The 18,290-nt window shown below is 67.9% G+C and carries 18 protein-coding genes; 10 read left to right on the top strand and 8 right to left on the bottom strand.

Annotated features, from left to right (window positions below; translation table 11 throughout):
- Window positions 1-39: 39 nt before the first annotated feature.
- Window positions 40-963, top strand: coding sequence for a DUF5926 family protein (locus M1L58_RS06645; RefSeq protein WP_006868047.1), 924 nt, complete (start codon window positions 40-42; stop codon window positions 961-963).
- A gap of 98 nt (window positions 964-1,061) precedes the next feature.
- Here M1L58_RS06645 and M1L58_RS06640 read toward each other — a convergent pair whose 3' ends face one another.
- From M1L58_RS06640 to M1L58_RS06630, 3 genes are all read right to left on the bottom strand, one after another.
- Window positions 1,062-1,658: a hypothetical protein gene (locus M1L58_RS06640; protein WP_248658281.1), complete on the bottom strand. Its 597-nt coding sequence runs from the start codon at window positions 1,656-1,658 to the stop codon at window positions 1,062-1,064.
- 172 nt (window positions 1,659-1,830) lie between these two features.
- On the bottom strand, window positions 1,831-2,367 hold the full coding sequence (locus M1L58_RS06635) for a ferritin (protein WP_006868048.1): 537 nt from the start codon (window positions 2,365-2,367) through the stop codon (window positions 1,831-1,833).
- A 95-nt stretch (window positions 2,368-2,462) separates the two neighbouring features.
- Complete coding sequence (locus M1L58_RS06630) at window positions 2,463-3,662, bottom strand: LCP family protein (RefSeq protein ID WP_248658280.1); 1,200 nt, start codon at window positions 3,660-3,662, stop codon at window positions 2,463-2,465.
- Between the two features lie 252 nt (window positions 3,663-3,914).
- Between M1L58_RS06630 and M1L58_RS06625 the strand changes: the two genes are divergently transcribed.
- Window positions 3,915-5,267, top strand: coding sequence for an APC family permease (locus M1L58_RS06625; RefSeq protein ID WP_040536820.1), 1,353 nt, complete (start codon window positions 3,915-3,917; stop codon window positions 5,265-5,267).
- 13 nt (window positions 5,268-5,280) lie between these two features.
- On the opposite strand, the gene M1L58_RS06620 is transcribed toward M1L58_RS06625, so the two are convergent.
- Window positions 5,281-6,078: a CPBP family intramembrane glutamic endopeptidase gene (locus M1L58_RS06620; protein ID WP_248658279.1), complete on the bottom strand. Its 798-nt coding sequence runs from the start codon at window positions 6,076-6,078 to the stop codon at window positions 5,281-5,283.
- Window positions 6,079-6,122: 44 nt separating this feature from the next.
- Entirely contained in the window at window positions 6,123-6,875 is a 753-nt protein-coding gene (locus M1L58_RS06615) for a DUF2470 domain-containing protein (RefSeq protein WP_248658278.1), read from the bottom strand.
- 161 nt (window positions 6,876-7,036) lie between these two features.
- On the opposite strand from M1L58_RS06615, the gene pheA reads away from it, so the two are divergent.
- Window positions 7,037-8,008: a prephenate dehydratase gene (gene pheA / locus M1L58_RS06610; protein WP_248658277.1), complete on the top strand. Its 972-nt coding sequence runs from the start codon at window positions 7,037-7,039 to the stop codon at window positions 8,006-8,008.
- Window positions 8,008-8,667, top strand: a complete 660-nt coding sequence (locus M1L58_RS06605; protein ID WP_006868055.1) for a histidine phosphatase family protein — start codon at window positions 8,008-8,010, stop codon at window positions 8,665-8,667. Before pheA ends, M1L58_RS06605 begins: the two co-directional genes overlap by 1 nt.
- Window positions 8,668-8,670: 3 nt before the next feature.
- Here the strand turns inward: M1L58_RS06605 and M1L58_RS06600 are convergent, their stop codons facing one another.
- From M1L58_RS06600 to M1L58_RS06590, 3 genes are all read right to left on the bottom strand, one after another.
- Window positions 8,671-9,171 carry a hemerythrin domain-containing protein gene (locus M1L58_RS06600; RefSeq protein ID WP_006868056.1) on the bottom strand — a complete coding sequence of 167 codons (501 nt, stop codon included), beginning with the start codon at window positions 9,169-9,171 and terminating at the stop codon, window positions 8,671-8,673.
- Window positions 9,172-9,271: 100 nt separating this feature from the next.
- Complete coding sequence (locus M1L58_RS06595) at window positions 9,272-9,622, bottom strand: metallopeptidase family protein (protein ID WP_005199266.1); 351 nt, start codon at window positions 9,620-9,622, stop codon at window positions 9,272-9,274.
- A gap of 3 nt (window positions 9,623-9,625) precedes the next feature.
- A complete protein-coding gene (locus M1L58_RS06590; RefSeq protein ID WP_248658276.1) occupies window positions 9,626-10,816 on the bottom strand; it encodes a septum formation family protein in 1,191 nt (396 codons plus the stop codon).
- Between the two features lie 96 nt (window positions 10,817-10,912).
- Here M1L58_RS06590 and M1L58_RS06585 point away from each other — a divergent pair, with 96 nt between their 5' ends.
- The 6 genes from M1L58_RS06585 to M1L58_RS06560 all read left to right on the top strand — a co-directional run bounded on the left by M1L58_RS06585 (window position 10,913) and on the right by M1L58_RS06560 (window position 18,223).
- Window positions 10,913-11,329 carry an ankyrin repeat domain-containing protein gene (locus M1L58_RS06585; protein WP_248658275.1) on the top strand — a complete coding sequence of 139 codons (417 nt, stop codon included), beginning with the start codon at window positions 10,913-10,915 and terminating at the stop codon, window positions 11,327-11,329.
- Window positions 11,330-11,405: 76 nt separating this feature from the next.
- The gene (serS, locus tag M1L58_RS06580) at window positions 11,406-12,665 is read left to right on the top strand and encodes a serine--tRNA ligase (protein ID WP_006868059.1); all 1,260 of its coding nucleotides are present in this window, start codon (window positions 11,406-11,408) and stop codon (window positions 12,663-12,665) included.
- A 14-nt stretch (window positions 12,666-12,679) separates the two neighbouring features.
- A complete protein-coding gene (locus M1L58_RS06575; RefSeq protein WP_248658274.1) occupies window positions 12,680-13,618 on the top strand; it encodes an EamA/RhaT family transporter in 939 nt (312 codons plus the stop codon).
- A 123-nt stretch (window positions 13,619-13,741) separates the two neighbouring features.
- Window positions 13,742-15,505 (top strand): AAA family ATPase, encoded by a 1,764-nt coding sequence (locus M1L58_RS06570; protein ID WP_248658273.1) that lies wholly within the window; start codon window positions 13,742-13,744, stop codon window positions 15,503-15,505.
- Between the two features lie 3 nt (window positions 15,506-15,508).
- A complete protein-coding gene (locus M1L58_RS06565; RefSeq protein ID WP_248658272.1) occupies window positions 15,509-16,471 on the top strand; it encodes a helix-turn-helix domain-containing protein in 963 nt (320 codons plus the stop codon).
- Window positions 16,472-16,606: 135 nt separating this feature from the next.
- A complete protein-coding gene (locus M1L58_RS06560) occupies window positions 16,607-18,223 on the top strand; it encodes a DUF222 domain-containing protein (RefSeq protein ID WP_248658271.1) in 1,617 nt (538 codons plus the stop codon).
- The last annotated feature ends 67 nt before the right edge of the window (window positions 18,224-18,290 follow it).

Here is an 18,290-nt window from a genome sequence, read left to right as displayed (position 1 = left end):
CTTCTCGGCGCTCTGACCGGCTCGTGAGAGAGTGGACCGATGGGCAAGAAGAGCAAGCGGGGCAGTGGACCCCGCCCGGGAAGCAATCGCGCCGAGCGGGTCGCCGCTCGTAAGGCTCGGCAGGCGGCGTCCATGGCACCGCCGCCGCGCCCCTTCGCAGGGCTGGCCTCCGAATGCGATTTCGTCGCACTGCGGACCTTCGTCGCATCGGCGACCGCACGTCTCGAGCTGACGGAGCCTGCCGACACGCGCAACGACGTCTCCCTCGTGACGATCCTGCCGGGTGCCGGTCCGGCGCTGGCACGTGAATCCAACGGCGCCACAGAGGGTTTGGTGGGCCTGCAGACCGAACCGGATCGCATGGCGCCGGCCGTCGAGCTGGCCGCCGCCATCGCGTGGGCCGCGCACGCCGAGGCCGGCAGCGAGTTCGACCTCGAGTCCGCCGACGAATCGCCCTCGCTCGACGAGGTGCTGAAGGCCGACGCGATCCTGGACATCACCGTGCACCAGGACTTCTCGTGGTGGTTCCCGGAGGGGACCGAGGTGCCCGCCGAGATCGCGCCGATGTTCGAGCGCGCCAACGAGTCCGTGCTGCCGACCGCGCGCCTCGTCGTCGACAGCGGTTCCGGAGCCCCGTGGTGGGTCGATGCCGGCGAGCGGGCACACCTGCGCTGGATCCGCCCCGAGCCCGAGGACGACCTCATGGCCGCGATGGCCCGCCTCCATGCGGCCGGCCGTCTGACGATGGGCGAGGGCTCGCGCTTCGCCGGGTCGTTCCGCACCCACGGCCTGCTGGTCCCGGTCTTCGACCTCGACAACGAGATGCACCACGAGGAGTGGCAGGCGGGTCTCAACCAGCTCGATCAGTGGCTGGGAGAGGCACTTGCCGACTCCTCGGAGCTGACGATCGCCGAGCGGAGCTCGCGCGACGGCATCCGCGGCCGCCAGGTCACCCTGCGCTAGGAGCACGCACAAACCGGGGCAACGCCCGGGCCGGAGCAACAACTAGGCCTGGGCGTTACTTCGGTAACGCGTGACCGTCCGCCGCAAGTTTGCGCTTACTAAGAATTGGGGGGCAACGGCCATTCCCATGCGGCGCCGTCGTAGTCGCGCAACTGCAATTTCACAGTATCTTTCGGAAGATAGAAGATGATGTCGCCGCGCTGTTTTTGACCGACATTCACTGGCTGATAGAAGGGGTCGGGCGTAAAGTCGCCGCACCCAGTCGCAACCCCCGCCTTCGTCGTATAACCATCTAGAGTCAGTCCGTACCAATTGTCCGAGGAGACCACATAGCCTGGGGCAATATGGCTGTTCGGGCTCGGTAGAGGGCGATTTCCCTGCACATCGATCGCGACCCTAACTAGCTGGGTATCCACTGGTGGGGGAGCAATATCGATGCACTGGCTTCGCGGAACATTCTCAATCGACGTGACCGTGAAACTCGCGAGGCAAGAGGAATTGTCCTTATTGAGGCAGTAGGCTCCGCCCTCCTCGCCGACCGCTTTCTGAACTGTGTGGGGTACAGCAGGAGACGGCGAAACTGACGACGGCTGCAGAGAGTCAGTATGGCCGTCATCAGGTGTGTCGGAGCTACAGGCGCCGAGTGCAGCGACAAAGGGCACCAGGAATACTGCCGAGATTGCGCGGATTCTCATCTGGCGCATTATTAGCGTTGCCGACCGTCTGCGCGGCCGCTTTGAAGGTTTGTAGTGGAATCGCCGTCTTCGGCGCACTAGAGAACGGTAGGCGGGCGACGAGACATCGGCGGCGCGACTTCGGATGAAGTCGCGCCGCCGATGTCGTTCCGGGGCTCGTGCCCAGATGTGCCTAGATGTTGCCTCCGGCAACGGGCGGCGAGGTCGGGTCGTCGGCGGTGGTGCTGTTGAACTCGCGCTCGACGAAGTTCTCGAGGTCGAACAGATTGCCCTTGCAGCGGTCGGCGATGGTCTGGAGAGTCGTCATGGTGGCGACCTCCTCGACCTGCTCCTTGAGGAACCATTGCATGAACTGCTCGCCGAGGTAGTCGCCGGTGTCGCGGGCCGACTTGGCGAGATCGACGATCTGCTGGGTGACCGTCTTCTCCTGCTCGAGAGCGAGATTGATCGGTGCCTTGTAGTCCTCGAACTTGTTGTTCGGGGCGGAGACGCCGGGGATCTCGACCTCCATGTCCCGGTCGAGGAAGTACTGCACGATCATCATGGCGTGGTTGCGCTCTTCGACGGCCTGGCTGTAGAAGAGCTTCGCCAGTTGGGGCATGTCGTGGTTGTCGAAGTAGGTGGCGACCGCGATGTACTGCTGCGAGGCGTAGAACTCGTTGCCGATCTGATCGTGCAGCAGCTGGTGGAACTTCGTGAATTCGGTCATGCGCCCATCGTAGGTGCCGAAAAGTGCCGTCTACCAGCAAGTTCAGGCTAACTAAGGCAAGTCTGACCTGTCTTTGGACAGCCTGGCCACCCTGGTCACCCGGCGTCGACGAGCAATTCGTCGGGGATGGGCTGACCTGCGCGTAGAAGACCGAAGAACTGCTCGGTGGTCTCCGTGACCGGTAGTGCCAGACCGTCATCGGTGTAGATGCTCTCGCCCGTGGGTGTGGTGGTTGTCACCGGGTCGCGGAGCGCGAACATCAGCGAGGCCAGATTCCAGATGTGGTCGCGCTCGTCGACGGTGAGAGAGTCGATGGCGCCGCCGATGAAGCCGAACAGCCGGAACGGGTTGAACAGCACGGCGGGGCTCGTTGCGCGAGAGACCAAGGCGGCGAGGAACTTCCGCTGGTTGATGACGCGCTCGAGATCGGCCCGGGGGAAGGCACGGGTCCGGACGAGGCCGAGCGCCTGGCGCCCGTTCAGGTGATGGCACCCCTTGGACAGTCTGAGCCCGGCCTTGGGGTCGTTGAGCGGTTGGTCGATGCACATGTCGACACCCCCGACGGCGTCGACCAGGGTGTCGAAACCGCCGAAGCCGATCTCCGCGTAGTGGTCGATGTGGATGCCGGTCAGGTTCTCGACGGTCTGCACCAGCAGCTGCGGACCGCCGATGTTGTACGACGCGTTGACCTTCAGGCTGCCGTTGCCGGGGATTTCGACGTAGAGGTCGCGCGGGATGCTGACGACTGTCGCCTTCCCGTTCCCGGGCGGGTTGTGCAGCAGCATGATCGTGTCGGTGCGCGAGCCATCGGCGTCGCCGGTGGACAGGTTGGTGCGCTGGTCGGCGGACAGGTCGGAGCGGGAGTCGGTGCCGACGATGAGCCAGTTGGTGCCGGGGGTGTCCGACGGCCGCCCGGCGTACGCGGGGAGCGCGTCGATGCGGTCGAGTCGCGAGTCGTAGTAGAAGAGCAGCCCGGCGCTGCCGAGCACGAACACGAGCAGCAGGATCAGCAGGATCTTGCCGACCCGCAGCGTGCGCCTGCGACGACGCCGGGGACGCGGCGGTTTGGCGGCGGGCGGGGAACCGGCGGGCGGCGCGGGCGGACGCGTCGACGACCGGCTGCGGTCACCTCGGCGTTCGCCGGCCGGGATCGGTTGGGGTTTCTGGGTGGGGGCGTACTGGCCGGGCACAGCGCCCTTGCCCGGAGCCTCGCCCCTGCCCGGAACGGGGCCGGCTGCCGGGGCAGGGCCGGGCGCCCGACGCGGTGGGGGGCCGTGCGCGGGGATGCGCGGCATGGCCTGCGGGTGTGCGGCGGGGGCGGGACCCTGCGGGTGGGGTCGATGGGGTGCACCGGGAGGAGGTCCCTGACGTGGTGGTGTGCCCCCCGCCGGCCGCCCGGGCGGTACCTGTGGCCCCGGTCGACCGCGCCGAATGATCGGCGGGTCCTGCTCGTTCATCCCAACCAATGTACGCATGCGCCGGTGTTCGGCACGGATTCGGCGCAGATCACAGGAATGATCGGCCCGCGACGGGGTATCCGGGTCGCCATGACCGACGATGTGGCCGCACGGCCCGACACCGAGACCGGTGACGATCGCACCCCGCTCCGGCGCGCGATCTCCGGCAAGATGCTGTTCCTGTTCATTCTCGGCGACGTGCTGGGCGCCGGCATCTATGCGCTCGTGGGCGAGATCGCCGGCGAGGTGGGCGGTGCCATCTGGGTGCCGCTCGTGGTGGCCCTCGTCATGGCGTTGCTGACGGCGGGGTCGTATGCGGAGCTGGTCACCAAGTACCCCCAGGCGGGCGGCGCGGCGGTCTTCGCGCAGCAGGCCTATCGGTCGTCGCTGGTCTCGTTCCTGGTGGGGTTCTGCATGCTGGCCGCCGGTGTCACCAGCGCCGCGGGTCTGGCGCTGGCGTTCGCCGGTGACTATTTCAAGACCTTCCTGGACGTGCCCACGACCGCCACGGCTCTCGTCTTCCTGGTCGCGATCGCGGCACTCAACGCGCGTGGCATCAGCGAGTCGGTGCGCGCCAACGTCGTGATGACGGTCGTCGAGGTGTCGGGTCTGGTGCTCGTCGTCGTCCTGGCCGCGGTTGTCCTCGGCCGGGGAGACGGCGAACCGCATCGCGTGTTCGAGTTCGACAGTTCGACGACCCCCGCGCTGGCGGTACTCAGTGCGGCGTTGCTCGCCTACTACTCGTTCGTGGGCTTCGAGACGTCGGCGAACGTGGCCGAGGAGGTCCGCAACGTCCGGCGGGTCTACCCGAAAGCACTGTTCGGCGCGCTCATCACCGCGGGTGTCGTCTACGTGCTCGTGGGCCTCGCGGTCTCGACCGTGGTGGCGCCGGACGAGCTCGCCGGCTCGTCGGGTCCGCTGCTCGAGGTGGTCACGATCGCCGACGTCGGTGTGCCCGACAAGCTGTTCTCGCTGATCGCCCTGATCGCGGTGGCCAACGGTGCGCTGCTCACGATGATCATGGCGTCGCGTCTGACGTTCGGAATGGCCCGCGATGGACTGCTGCCTTCGGCGCTCGCGAAGGTCCTACCGGGGCGTCGTACGCCCTGGGCGTCGATCATCGCCACCACCGCCATCGCGATGGTGCTCTCGGCGACCGGTTCGGTGGCCGCGCTCGCCGAGACCGTGGTGCTGCTGTTGCTGTTCGTCTTCCTCAGCACCAACATCGCAGTACTGGTGCTCCGACGCGACCGCGCCGACACCGACCACTTCCGGGCGTGGACGATCGTGCCGGTACTGGCCATCGTGACGTGCATCGTGCTGCTGACGCAGCAGAGTGCGGAGACCTGGTTGCGCGCGGGCATCCTGATGCTCGTCGGTCTGGCGCTCTTCGGTCTGGCCCGTGCCACCGGTTCGGGCAAGCACACCGAGGCTCGCGACTGAGGCGGTTGCGGGGTCAGCCGACCCAGGAGAGGTGATCGCGCAGCAGTGCGTAGCCGATGAAAGCGACGACGTCGATGACGCCGTGCGCGATGACGAGCGGCCACGCACGGCCGGTGACCTGGTAGAAGCGGCCGTAGACGACGCCCATCACCACGTTGCCGAGACCGGCGCCGAAGCCCTGGTACAGGTGGTAGCCGCCGCGGAGGACAGCGCTGGCGGCGAGTGACTTGGCGTCCGAGACGCCGAGCTGGCGGAGTCGGGTGATGAAGTAGGCGACCACCACGATCTCCTCGGCGGCCGCGTTACCGATCGCGATGAGGATGAGCACCGGCCATTCCCACCAGGTGTCCGCCTGGCTGGGAACGAGACTCGCGTTGAGTCCGAAGGCGCGGGCGACCGCCACCAGCGCGAGACCGGGGATGCCGATGACGGCGGCGAGGACGAGTCCCGCGGGCACGTCTCGTCGCGGGGTCCAGCGGCCGAGGCCGACGCGCGACAGCCCGAGTCCGCTGCGCCACAGCAGGTACACGCCGAGCGCGGCGATGGCGAACAGTCGCAGGATGCTCAGCACCTGACGCGCGGCGTCGATGAGGGCGAGGTCGGAGCGGCTGGGGTTGAGTGCGACGGTCGTCCCGCCGATGCCGCCGGCCAACTGGGCTTCGAGGAGTGCGAGCGCGGCCGAGACCGCGGAGAACGCGAACGTCAGGACGCCGACGATGACGAGTTCGGCGATCAGACTGCGACGCTCGACGCGGTCGGTGACCACCGGGATGCCGTGGGGCGACGGCCGCAAGTACTCGCGCAGGGTCATGGCGGTCAGCCTAGAACCCCTTCTCGCTCCCTGAGGTGCGAGCGTCAGTCGGGCATCGAGTTCAGGAACGGGCAACCGGCGAGGTTGCGCAGTGCCCGGGACAGTTCGAAGACATCGGTCACCGGGCGGGGGAAGGGCAGCCGGACGTCGGAGTCGCCGTCAAGGCCCTCGATGCGGAACCGGATGCCGAAGCGGTCGAGGCCGAGGGGGCGTACGCGGCCCTGGCGCAGGTCGGTGGGCAGCTTGCGGGCCAGTTGACCGACGAGATCGGCATGGTCGGCGTCGAGGTGTTCGAGCCAACCGGCCTCGCACTCCCAGAACGGATCGGGTTGGGCGTCGGCCAGTTCGGCGGCCGACACCGACGTCGCGCCGGAGCTGGATGCCAGCACTGCGGAATCGACCTGGAGGCGGAGCATCGATGCGCCGTGGCCGATGTCCAGCAGGCCGTCGTCGGGGTGTTCGCCGGCGATCTCGATGGCGAGGTCGCGTTCGAGGTCACGGGGGACCTCGTGGAGTGTGCCGTTGAGCCAGACGACCGACCGGACTCGTTCGCGCAGGTCGATGGGCGCCCAGTCGGTCACCTCGAGCATCGCGGGTGTGCCTTCGGTGCCGCAGACGGCTGCCATCGCCTCGCCGTCGGTGGGGACGAGGACGAAGGCCTGTGACTCGAAGAGATGGATGACGTCGATCGGTGTGGTGTCGGCGCCCTCGACGGCGAGGATGGCGGAGCCCCCTCGGCGGCAGGCCGTCTGGATCATCTCGGCATCCGTGGGTCGGTCGGTCGTCGTACGCGTCATGTTGTCTCTCCGGTCGGCGCGGTCAGCTGCAGTGCTCGTCGGCTTTTGAAAGGTAACCCTAACCTAAATATCGGAGGCGCGATCGTCAATGGGTCCGCGGACCGTCGGCTTCCGGGCCTCGCGGCCTGTCCGGTGCGGTCACGAGCGTCCACTAGGCTCGTGTGGTGCCTGTGATCGCCTACTTCGGCCCGCCCGGAACCTTCACCGAGATGGCACTCGACGCGGCCATCGCGGCCCATGACCCCGCGCTCGGGGGTCTCGACCTCTCGGGTGAGGTGACCAAGGTCGACGCCTCGAGCCCGGCTGCCGCCATCGCGATGGTGCGCAGCGGCGAGGCCGACTACGGCTGTGTGCCCATCGAGAGTTCGCTCGAGGGGTCGGTCCCGGTGACGATGGACGCCCTCGTACCGCCGGCGCGGTCGGGTACCGACGGGCGCGTGCAGGTGTTCGCCGAGACCGTCCTCGACATCGAGTTCGCGATCGCCGCGAACGGCGAGCTCGCCCCCGAGGACGTCCGCACCATCGCGGCGTACCCGGTGGCCGCCGCGCAGGTCCGGCAATCGGTGGCCAAGCTCTTCCCGAACGCGGAGTTCGTGACCTCCGGATCGAATGCCGCGGCTGCGTTGGACGTCGCGTCCGGCAAGGCCGACGCCGCGGTGACGACCGGTCTCGCCGCGAGGCTGTCGGATCTGAGCGTGATCGCCGACGGCGTCTGCGACGCGAAGGAGGCCACCACGCGGTTCCTCGTCCTCGGACGCCCCGCGGCCCCGACGCGCCGGACCGGCACCGACCGCACGTCGGTGATCCTCGACCTGTCCAACGAGCCCGGCAGCCTGATGAACGCGATGAACGAATTCGCCTCGCGAGGCATCGATCTCACGCGCATCGAATCCCGACCGCAGCGCGACGAGGCGGAGGGCCGGGCCATCGCCGGGCGCTACCGGTTCTTCCTCGACGCCGTCGGCCACATCGACGACGCCGCGGTCGCGGAAGCCCTTGCGGCGCTGTACCGCCGGTGCGAACGGGTCGTCTACCTCGGTTCGTGGCCCGCGGTGCGGACGACGGGATCGGCGCCACCCGACCACGCCGACTCGCTGGCCTGGATCGAGTCGCTGCGACAGGGAGAGGCCTGATGGCGCGCCTGCACCTCGTCCGGCACGGCGAGACCACTGCGAACGTCATGCGACGGCTCGACACCGCGCTGCCGGGCGCCGCGCTCACCGATTTCGGTGCGCGACAAGGTGTTCGATTCGGTCTCGAGAATCGACCGGAACGCGAGGCGGTCCTGTTCAGCTCACAGGCCAGGCGCGCCCGGCAGACCGCCGAACTGATCAGCACGGTGTGGGACGTCCACACCGAGGCCGTCGACGGCGTGCACGAGGTCCAGGCCGGTGAGCTCGAGGATCGCAGCGACCGTGAGGCCCACGACGTCTTCCATGACGTCATGGAGAAGTGGCATGCCGGCGACCTCGACGTGCGCATCCCCGGCGGGGAGTCGCTCGCGATGGTCTACGACCGCTACATCCCGACCGTCGAGGACCTCGCCCGCTCGTACCTGACCGGAACCGAGCCCCGCGATGTGTTCCTGGTCAGCCACGGTGCGGCGATCCGCCTCATCGCGGCGCGCCTGGCCGGGATCGACTCGCGCTTCGCCGCGGCGACGCACCTGGGCAACACCGGCTCGATCGAACTGGAGTACACCGACGGCATCTGGGTCTGCCACCGCTGGGGAGCCGAGACCGCACCTTTCGAACGGGTCGACGAGCCGCTGGTCGACGACCCCATGGGCTAGCCGCTATTTGATGATCGCGTCGACCGTCTTCTTCAGCGCCGATGGCTGAGAGGGGCGTCGTGGTGCCTTCTCCTTGAGTCGGAGCATCTCTTCACCGATCTCCTGGAGATCCTTGCGGCCGAGGGCTTCCCGCACCTTCGGGAACCACTCATCCTCTTCTTCCTCGATGTGGTGCTCGACGTTCTCGATCAGCACGGTCGTCTTGGCGTCGAACCGCTCGGAGTCCGGCTTCAGCGCGGCGAGCTCGACGACGAGGACGTCGGCGACGTGGTGCTCTTCGTAGGACTCGAGGATGTCGTCCTCGAGATCGGGCACCCGCTTGCGGATCTCGGGATACATGCACTCGTTCTCGATGTAGGTGTGCACGGTGAGGGCCTCGATGATCTTGTCGACGATCTTGCCCTTGGTCTTGGTGGCGTTCGGGCCCTGGGACCTGAAGTCGCGGAAGAGTTTGCGGATCTCTTTGTGGTCGTCCTTCAGGATGACGATGGCATCGGTGGACATGGCGGAACTCCTGGATGTGGGCTGGACATCGGAATCTGGGTATTCCGCATTCCGGCCACGATGAAACATCCCGCCTGACCTGGGGTTCGGGGAGTGGGTTCTAACCCCAGCCGTTGGCGTGCAGCCAGGCGTCGTCGATCCCGAAGTGGTGGGCGATCTCGTGCATGACGGTGACCGCGACCTCGTGCACCACCTCGTCCCGCGAATTGCACATCGCCAGGATCGGGTCCCGGTAGATCGTGATGGTGTCCGGCAGGAATCCGCCGTAGTCGTGGTCGCGCAGGGTCAGCGCCACGCCCTGGTAGAGCCCGAGGATGTCGGGTTCCTCGGGGTTGTACGGCTCGACGAGGATGACGACGTTGTTCATCGCGCCGGTGAGCTCCGACGGGATGGTGTCCAATGCGTCGGAGACCAGCCCGTCGAACTCGTCGTCGGACATCGGGACGGCCATGGGTCAGCCCGCCGGTGCGGGGGCCTGGTCGGGGTTCGGCGCGATTCCCGGCGGGAGCGGCACCGGCGTCGGGAGGGCGCGACCGGGCGGAGCGGCGGGCGGCGGGACAGGCGCCTTGCCGTTTATCAGCAGCGCGCCGTCCTTGACGTCGCCGACGAGGGTGGCGAATCCGCCGCGCTTGTCGGGCAGGCCGAGATAGCAGACCACCTTTCGGCTGCCGACGAGCCAGCTCGGCTCGCTGAGTACCGACCACTGGACGTTGAGCGTGGTCTTGTCGAGGGCATCTGCGCCACCGGCGAAGCGTTCGGCCTGCTTCGGGCAGATCGTGCCGAGGTAGTTGTTCTGGGCGCCGGTCGCGGGCCACGGCTTGTTCGACATCCGGTCGCCGAAGCGGACCGCGAGGTCGACGATGCCGGTGGTCTGGAAGGCGTGCGGCTCCGCGCAGTTCACCGGGAATCCGGTGGGGTTGCGGTTCTCCGGATCGATGCCGATGCAGGTGCCCTCGGGCCACACATACGACTGGTTCTGGTCGGCCACGCGGCCGGAGAACTGCACGGGCTGACCGTCGGCGCCGTCTTCCTGGACTCCGCAACGCAACTGCCGGGCGCCTTTGTCCCACTGGGCCTGCGACGGGTACATCATGCCGACCGAGAAGCGGCCCTGAGGGTCGAGGCGGCCGTCGAGGTACTGGTCGACGATGACCGGGCACTGTTCGTCGCGGATGGCGGCGAAGCGTTCGGGCCCGGGCCACAGCGCGTCCTCGCCGAACTCGACGCCGGGGATGAGGGAGGTGTCGATGCCGCCGGCCACCTCGAAGCGGTGCTTCTGCGCGCATTCGACCGCCGTCGGCTGTCCGGGGTTGCCCTCGGGCCAGTCCAGACAGTCGCCGGCCACCGATTGGGTGAAGGCATTCTGGACGAGGCGTTCGCCCTCGCCGACCTTGCTGCCGCCCACGCTGCCGGAGTCGTCGAAGACACCCATCGCGAAGGCGATACCGCCGGCGACGAGTGCGCCGACGACGATGGCGGCCAGGACGACGAAGACGGGATTGCGCGTGGCGGACCGCGGGGGCCGGGTGGCGGCCTGGACCGGCTCGTCGCGCGGTTCGACCGGATCGACGGCGGTGAAGTCGTCGTCGATGGCGTCGGGCGCGTCGTGGTCGGGCTGGTCGCGGTCAGGGTCGGGCTCGTTCATCGGGATCCATCATGCCTGGTCGATCCGGCCGGGCACACCCGCATCAGCCGATGCGGACAACGGGTCGCGCGGCGAGGGCTGCCTACACTCTCGGTGATGCCCGCCGATTCCTCTCCCGCACCCGGCCCCGACGCCCCACCGGACCCCGAGCTGGTCGAACTGGCCACCCGACTGTTCGAGATGGCCCGCTCCGGCGACGCCGCCACGCTGGGCGGGTACGTCGACGCCGGGGTGCCGGTGAACCTGCGCAACCAGTCCGGCGACTCGCTGCTGATGCTCGCGGCCTATCACGGGCACGCATCGGCAGTCACGGTTCTGCTGTCGCGCGGCGCCGATCCCGACCTCGCCAACGACCGCGGGCAGACCCCGCTGGCCGGTGCGGTGTTCAAGGGATTCGACGATGTGGTCCGGTTGCTCGTCGACGCCGGGGCCGACCCGCACGGCGGCACCCCGTCGGCCGCCGACGCCGCCGCGATGTTCGGTCGCGACGATCTCCGGGCGCTCTGGAGCTGACCCGCGGGCCGGGCCCGGGTTTCACCTCGGTGGCGTGATCGGGTTCGCATCGCGCGCTCCAGTAGGGTTTGAAGGCGTGATCGACCTGAAGATTGTTCGTGACGACCCGGATCTGGTCCGTGCCTCGCAGCGCACCCGCGGCGAGGATCCCGGCCTGGTGGATGCCCTGCTCGATGCCGACGCGGCCCGTCGTGCGGCCATCGTCGACGCCGACACGTTGCGATCCGAGCAGAAGGCTCTGGGGAAACAGGTCGGTAAGGCGCAGGGCGACGAGAAGCAGGCGCTGCTCGCCAAGGGCAAGGAACTCGCCGAGCAGGTCAAGGCCGCGGTCGCGCGTCAGTCCGAGGCCGACGAGGCCGCCGCGAAGGCGCACCGCGCGATCTCCAACATCGTCGCGCCCGAGGCTCCCGCCGGCGGCGAGGACGACTACGTGGTCCTCGAGCACGTGGGTGAGCCCCGCGAGATCGAGAACCCGAAGGATCACCTCGAGCTGGGTGAGTCGCTCGGCCTGCTCGACATGGAACGCGGCGCCAAGGTGTCGGGTTCGCGGTTCTACTTCCTCACCGGACAGGGTGCCTTCCTGCAGCTCGGCCTGCTCAACATGGCCGCGCAGAAGGCTGCCGCCAACGGCTTCACGCTGATGGTCCCGCCCGTCCTGGTGCGGCCGGAGGTCATGGAGGGCACCGGCTTCCTCGGCGCCCACGCCGACGAGGTCTACCACCTCGACAAGGACGACGACCTGTACCTGGTCGGTACCTCGGAGGTGCCGCTCGCCGGCTACCACATGGACGAGATCCTGGACTTGTCCGACGGTCCGAAGCGGTACGCCGGCTGGTCGACCTGCTTCCGCCGCGAGGCCGGCAGCTACGGCAAGGACACCCGCGGCATCATTCGCGTGCACCAGTTCGACAAGGTCGAGGGCTTCATCTACTGCAAGCCCGAGGACGCCGAGGCCGAGCACCAGCGTCTGCTGGGCTGGGAGAAGGACATGCTGGCCGCGATCGACGTGCCCTACCGCGTCATCGACGTCGCCGGTGGCGATCTCGGGTCGTCGGCCGCGCGCAAGTTCGACTGTGAGGCATGGGTTCCCACGCAGAACACCTACCGGGAGCTCACGTCGACGTCGAACTGCACGACGTTCCAGGCCCGTCGCCTCTCGATCCGCTACCGAGACGAGAACGGGAAGCCGCAGACCGCGGCGACGCTCAACGGCACGCTCGCGACGACCCGCTGGCTGGTGGCCATCCTCGAGAACCACCAGCAGCCCGACGGTTCGGTGAAACTGCCGCCCGAGCTCGCGAAGTTCGTCGGCACCGACGTTCTCACACCTCGTTGATCTGAGCCTGCGTCATGACCAGCGGGATCGTCATCGCGGTGATCGGTGCGCTGGCGTTCGCCGCCGCGGCCGTCCTGCAGGCGCTCGGCGCCGAGCAGGTCTCGCAGCGCGCCGCCATCCGTGAGGAGCGTCGACGGTCCGCGGCGGCCCACCCGTCGCTGAAGTCCACCGCGCTGACCATGCTGACGGTGCCGTTCCTGGTGGGGTTCGTCTTCGACATCATCGGGTTCATCGCGACGATCATGTCGGCGCGGCTCATCCCGCTGTTCCTGTCGCAGACCATCATCTCGGCCCGGCTGGTCGCCACGGCATTGCTCGCCATGGTCGTGCTGAAAGTCGGCCTCACCATGCGTGATTGGATCGCCGGTGCGGTGGTCGTGGCTTCGTTGATCCTGCTGGCGGTGTCGGCAGGCCGCGAGGGGGTGGACCACACCGCATGGATGCGCTGGGCCGTGCTGGTCGCCGGGCCCGCGCTGATCCTCCTCGGTCTGATCGTGATGCGCCGCTTGAAGACCCACATCGCCACGGTCACCGGTCTCATCGCCGGCGCGGTGTTCGGTGTGATGGCGGTGGCGTCTCGAATCCTGGACGGCATCGACCCCCTCGACCTCACCGTGCTGTTCACCGACCCGGCTCTGTATGGGTTGCTGCTCAGCGGGATCGGCGGCTTCTACCTGTTCACCGTGGCACTGCAGACCGGCTCGGTGAACGGTGCCGCGGCAGCTCTCGTCGTCGGGCAGACGGTGCTCCCGGGCGCGGTCGGCATCGCCTTCCTCGGCGACGTCACGCGCGCCGGCTGGGGACCGGTCGCGATCGTCGCCTTCGTCGCGGCAGTCGGCGGCGGAGTGGTGCTCGCGTCGTCGGGTGCCGTCACCGCGGTGGAGACCGCCGACGCCACGAATGCGCCTCGCGGGTATGGACATCCGCCGCGGGAAGTGGGCCGACCCCGCTAGCCTGCGCGGGGCGCCGGGGTGGCACGGATTCGATCACCTGGCTCCGGTGGGATACTGCGGATCTGGACATCGGGCAGGACGTGGTCTTCGGGTAGGACGGGAACAGGTCGGGGAATGGCAGCCATGGGTGATACGCGAGCGGGGCTGGTCGGGCGGGACGCCGAACTCGCCGCGCTCCGAGCCTTTCTCGACGACGCCCGGAGCGATGGCGCCGCTTTGCTGCTCACCGGCGATCCCGGGGTAGGCAAGACCGCGCTGCTCGACGCCGCCGTTGACACCGCCGCCGACGCGGGTATGCGCGTCATCCGCGGGAGCGGCATCGAGTTCGAGTCCGAGCTCGGTTTCGCTGTCCTGCATCAGCTGGTCCTCCCGCTGGCGGCCGAGCTCGACCGTCTCCCGGAGTCCCAGCGCGCTGCTCTCGAGGTGGCGTTGGGTCTCGGAGCCGGCAACGCCCCCAGTCAGATAGCTGTCCTGAACGCTGCGTTGGGGTTGTTCGCCGAGGCCGCGGCCGACGATCCTCTTCTACTCGTGATCGATGATCTGCACGTGGTGGATCAACCGAGCATCGCCGCGATCGGCTTCATCGCCCGGCGGGTGCTCGGGCGGCGGATCGGAGTTCTGGCGGTCCGGAGGTCGGGACCCGACGGTGCACTCCGGCCGACCGGCGTCGCCGAACTGGACGTCGCCCCACTGACGGATGCGGACTCCCTCCGCCTCCTCGCGCGTCGTTTCGCTCATCTGCCCAAGCGAGTGCTGTCCTCGGTGGCCGACGACGCGCAGGGCAATCCGCTGGCACTGCTCGAGTTCGCCGGGACCACGGGCGCATCGGGTGAGCGTGCCGGCTGGGTGGGCGGGCCGGCCCGAGATGTCAACGCACTCTTCAGCGCTCGGATCGGTCGGTTACCCGATCGGACCCGCGACCTGCTCCTGCTGGCCGCCCTCGAGGGTTCCGGCGATCTCCGCATCCTCCAATCGGCGATTGCGCCTGAAGGATTCGACGACCTGGCCCCCGCCGAACGCGATCACCTGGTGATCGTCGCGGAGGACGATCACACGATGCGGTTCCGGCATCCGCTGGTCAGGTCGGCGGTGGTGGACGGTTCCACCGCAGAGCAGCGGCGCGCCGCGCACCGGCGCCTCGCGGACGTGCTGGCCGACCGGCCCGACCGTCGTGGCGTCCACTTGGCGAAGTCGACGACCACTCCTGATGAGTCGGTGGCCTCGGTGGTCGAGGTGGCGGCCCAGACCCGCTTGCGTCGAGGAGATCCGGGTGGCGCGGTCGCGCTGTTGCGGCGGGCGGCGGAGTTGAGCCCGGACACCGGAGACGGGAGGCGGCGGCTGTCGCAAGCCGCCTACGTGGCCGCCTGGACCGCCGGTGAACTCGACACCTCTCATGAACTGTTGGACGCGATCAAGGGTGTTCCCGGAGGCCAACCGATCGGCGCCACCGCGGCGGCCGCGCTTCTCGTCCTCGTCACCGAGGGTGACGCCGACACCGCGTACACCATGTTGATGCCTGCGCTCGAGGCTGCGACGTCCGTCGACGGTCCGCGCACCGGCGACGTCGAGGACGCTCTCTTCACGCTCACCCTCGCAGCGGACTATCTCGGCGGTCGCGAGTACTGGCAGCCGTTGATGGACCTCGTCGGGCGATTCCCCGACCCGTCACCGGCATCCGCAGCCACGCTGGCCCGCGTCCACCATGATCTCGGCTCGATGGACAACGAGCAGCTGCGGCGCCTCGACGCGGCGATCGACCGTCTGCGCGATGAGAGCGACACCGACATCGTGATCCGCACCGCACTGGTCGCCTCGTACGTCGATCGCCTGCCCGGATGCCGGGAGTCTGTAACGCGGGTCATCCGTGACGGCGGTGCGGTCGGATAGAGCATGCCTGGTCTCATCTACCTTGCCCTCGATCATCTCTATGCTGCAAGGCTTTCAGCGGCGTCGGATGCCGCAGCAGAGCTCGTCACACTGTCCGAGAGGACCGGGTACCCGCTGTGGGCCCAGGTGGGGCACTACGCCGCGGCGATGGCTGCCGCGGAGCGCGGGGACCTCGACGAGTCCATCGAACACTGCGAGCGGATCTGGGGCTGGTCCGGTCCTCGCCGGGTGCACCGGCTCGTGAAATGTGCCCACTTCGCCAGGGCCAGGGCGGCACTCGGAGTCGCCGACTTCGAGGCGGCTCACCGCCACACGGTGGTGGTGTGCACACCTGGTGAGCTCGCCCGATTCAATCCCGAGGCGGTATGGGCTGCACCAGATCTCATCGAGGCCGCAGTGCGCACCGGGCGGATCGACGAGGCCCGTGCACACGCCGAAGCGTTCCGGTCGGCCGGCCTCGAACGCATCTCGTCGCGGTTGGCTCTCATCTCCGGATTGTGTAGTGCGGCGGTGTCAGAACCCGACGAGGCCGTACGGATACACGAGGAGACCCTGACGATCCCGGGCCTCGAAGAGTGGCCCTTCGAGATCGGTCGAGTGCACCTCGCGTACGGTGAGGTTCTTCGTCGTCAGGGTCGGGCACGTGATGCTCGCCGGCAGTTGGACGCTGCGCGGAAGTTGTTCGCCGACATCGGCGCTCGTTCATGGGAGAATCGTGCGAACACCGAGCTGCGCGCCACAGGGATGAGTCGGGCGCAGTCCGGGTCGGAACTCACCCCGCAGGAGCTCGAGGTCGCGAGACTGGCGGCGTCGGGTCTGTCGAACCCCCAGATCGCCGAGCGGTTGTTCCTGTCGCCACGCACTGTCTCGTCGCATCTGTACCGGGTGTTCCCCAAACTCGGGATCACCTCGCGGGCAGCGCTTCGTGATGCGCTCGACGCATCTGCGGATGCCGACCGGCAATGATGTAACCGTCTGCCACACAGGGTGTTGTCTACCGGCTCCTGTGGATGACGATCCGTTCTTGTCGGTGGGTTGATCTAGATTGGTCGGTAACAGATTCAGCCGTCCAGGTTGGGCTGTAGACGTTGTGGGGGCAGCGTGAGCAGGTGGACCGATCTACCGGGCGGGTTTCTCGCCGGGGTCGATCCTGCCCACCTCGAATCATCCTCTACCGCAACCCATATGGAACGGCTCCGCGCGATCCGCCACGGCGAGTCCTACCTGGCGTGGTGCCGATATGAATCGATCGTCACCGTCTACGACCAACTCGTCATCAAGACCGCGGGCGGGTTCTTCATCGACCGCTACAGCGAGATGGTCACCCGCCTGTGCCGCGAAGCCGCCATCACCCGCTATCAGGCCGATCAGTGGGTCGGTGAAGCCCTCGCCCTGCGCGACCGGCTACCGAAAGTACTGACCACCCTGCGCGACGGCATCCTGTCGCGGCAGCTGATCCAAACCATCATCTCGCGCACCGATCTGATCTCCGACGCGGCGACCATCGCCGACCTCGATACCGAGATCGAGTCCATCTTGCGCCACCGTACGGGCGCCTGGACCAAACCGAAACTCCGGGACATGGTCGACCGGTTGGTGTTCCGCCATGACCCCGACGCGGTGCGGGAGCGTCGTCGCGATGCGCTGGACAAGCGCGGTATGTGGATCGAGAACTTCACCGACGGCACCGGTGAGATCACCGGTGTCATGGCTGCCGAAAAGATCCGTATCGCCGCGAAAGCGGTGAAAGCCCTCGCCGACACCGTGTGTGCCCAGGACGGCCGGAATCGTAATCAGCGCAACTCTGATGCGATGTTCGCGCTGTTGACCGGCACCGTCTTCGACTGCCAATGCCGACGTGAGCAGTGTGACGCCGAGATCCCCGACCCGGCGAAGGTGGTCCGGTCGGTGAGCACCGAGGCCGTCATCCACGTCGTCACCGACGCCGCCACTCTGGCCGGGGCACCAGGGATCGGTTGGGTCGACGGCCACGGCATCGTCTCCGACGAGCACGTCCGCGACCTCGCCGAGCGGCCCGACGCGACCATCACACCCGTCACCCCGGTCCGCACCGCACCGACGCGCGTTGTCGCAGAGCGGCCGACGACAAAGACTTCCGACGGTCCGGATAGCCCCGTCGAGCCGAGATCGGCCGATGCCCCGCCGGCAGACATGGTGATCGTCTATCCCGGTGCACAATCCGCCGATCCGTATCGACCCACCGCTGCGTGCTCCGACTTCGTGCGTGTTCGTGACGGCTACTGCACCGAACCCGGTTGCGGATGTTCGGCTTTCGACTCCGATCTCGACCACATCACCGAATACGACCGCACCAACCCCACCCAGAGCGGCGCGACGTCGAGCGAGAATCTCAACGCCAAGTGCCGGTTCGGGCACCTGCACAAGACCTTCGGCGATTGGATCGATGTCCAGTACCGCGACGACGACGGGCGCCTGGTCACCGAATACCGCACCCCCGAGGGATTCGTCATCCCCGGCGACGCCGAAAACCTCGAAGACTCATTCCCCAACCTGCGGCGAATCCGCTACGAACAACCACCCCAAGCCCCACCCACACCACGGGTCATCGCGGGCGACGACACCCCACCCACACCCAACCGGCTCGCACACAAACACGCGCGCCGGCGAGCCGAACGTGCCCGCAACCAGCGGGAACGCGAGCGACGTCAGCAGATGGACGGACCTCCGCCCTTCTGAAGTCCTACTGACCTGAGTCGGTCCAGGAATCGGAATGCAGTCACTTGACGGAGGCTATGAATCCCTC

The organism is Gordonia sp. C13 (assembly GCF_023218005.1).
Classification (GTDB): Bacteria; Actinomycetota; Actinomycetes; order Mycobacteriales; family Mycobacteriaceae; genus Gordonia; species Gordonia namibiensis.
This window is presented reverse-complemented; position numbering and strand designations above follow the sequence as displayed.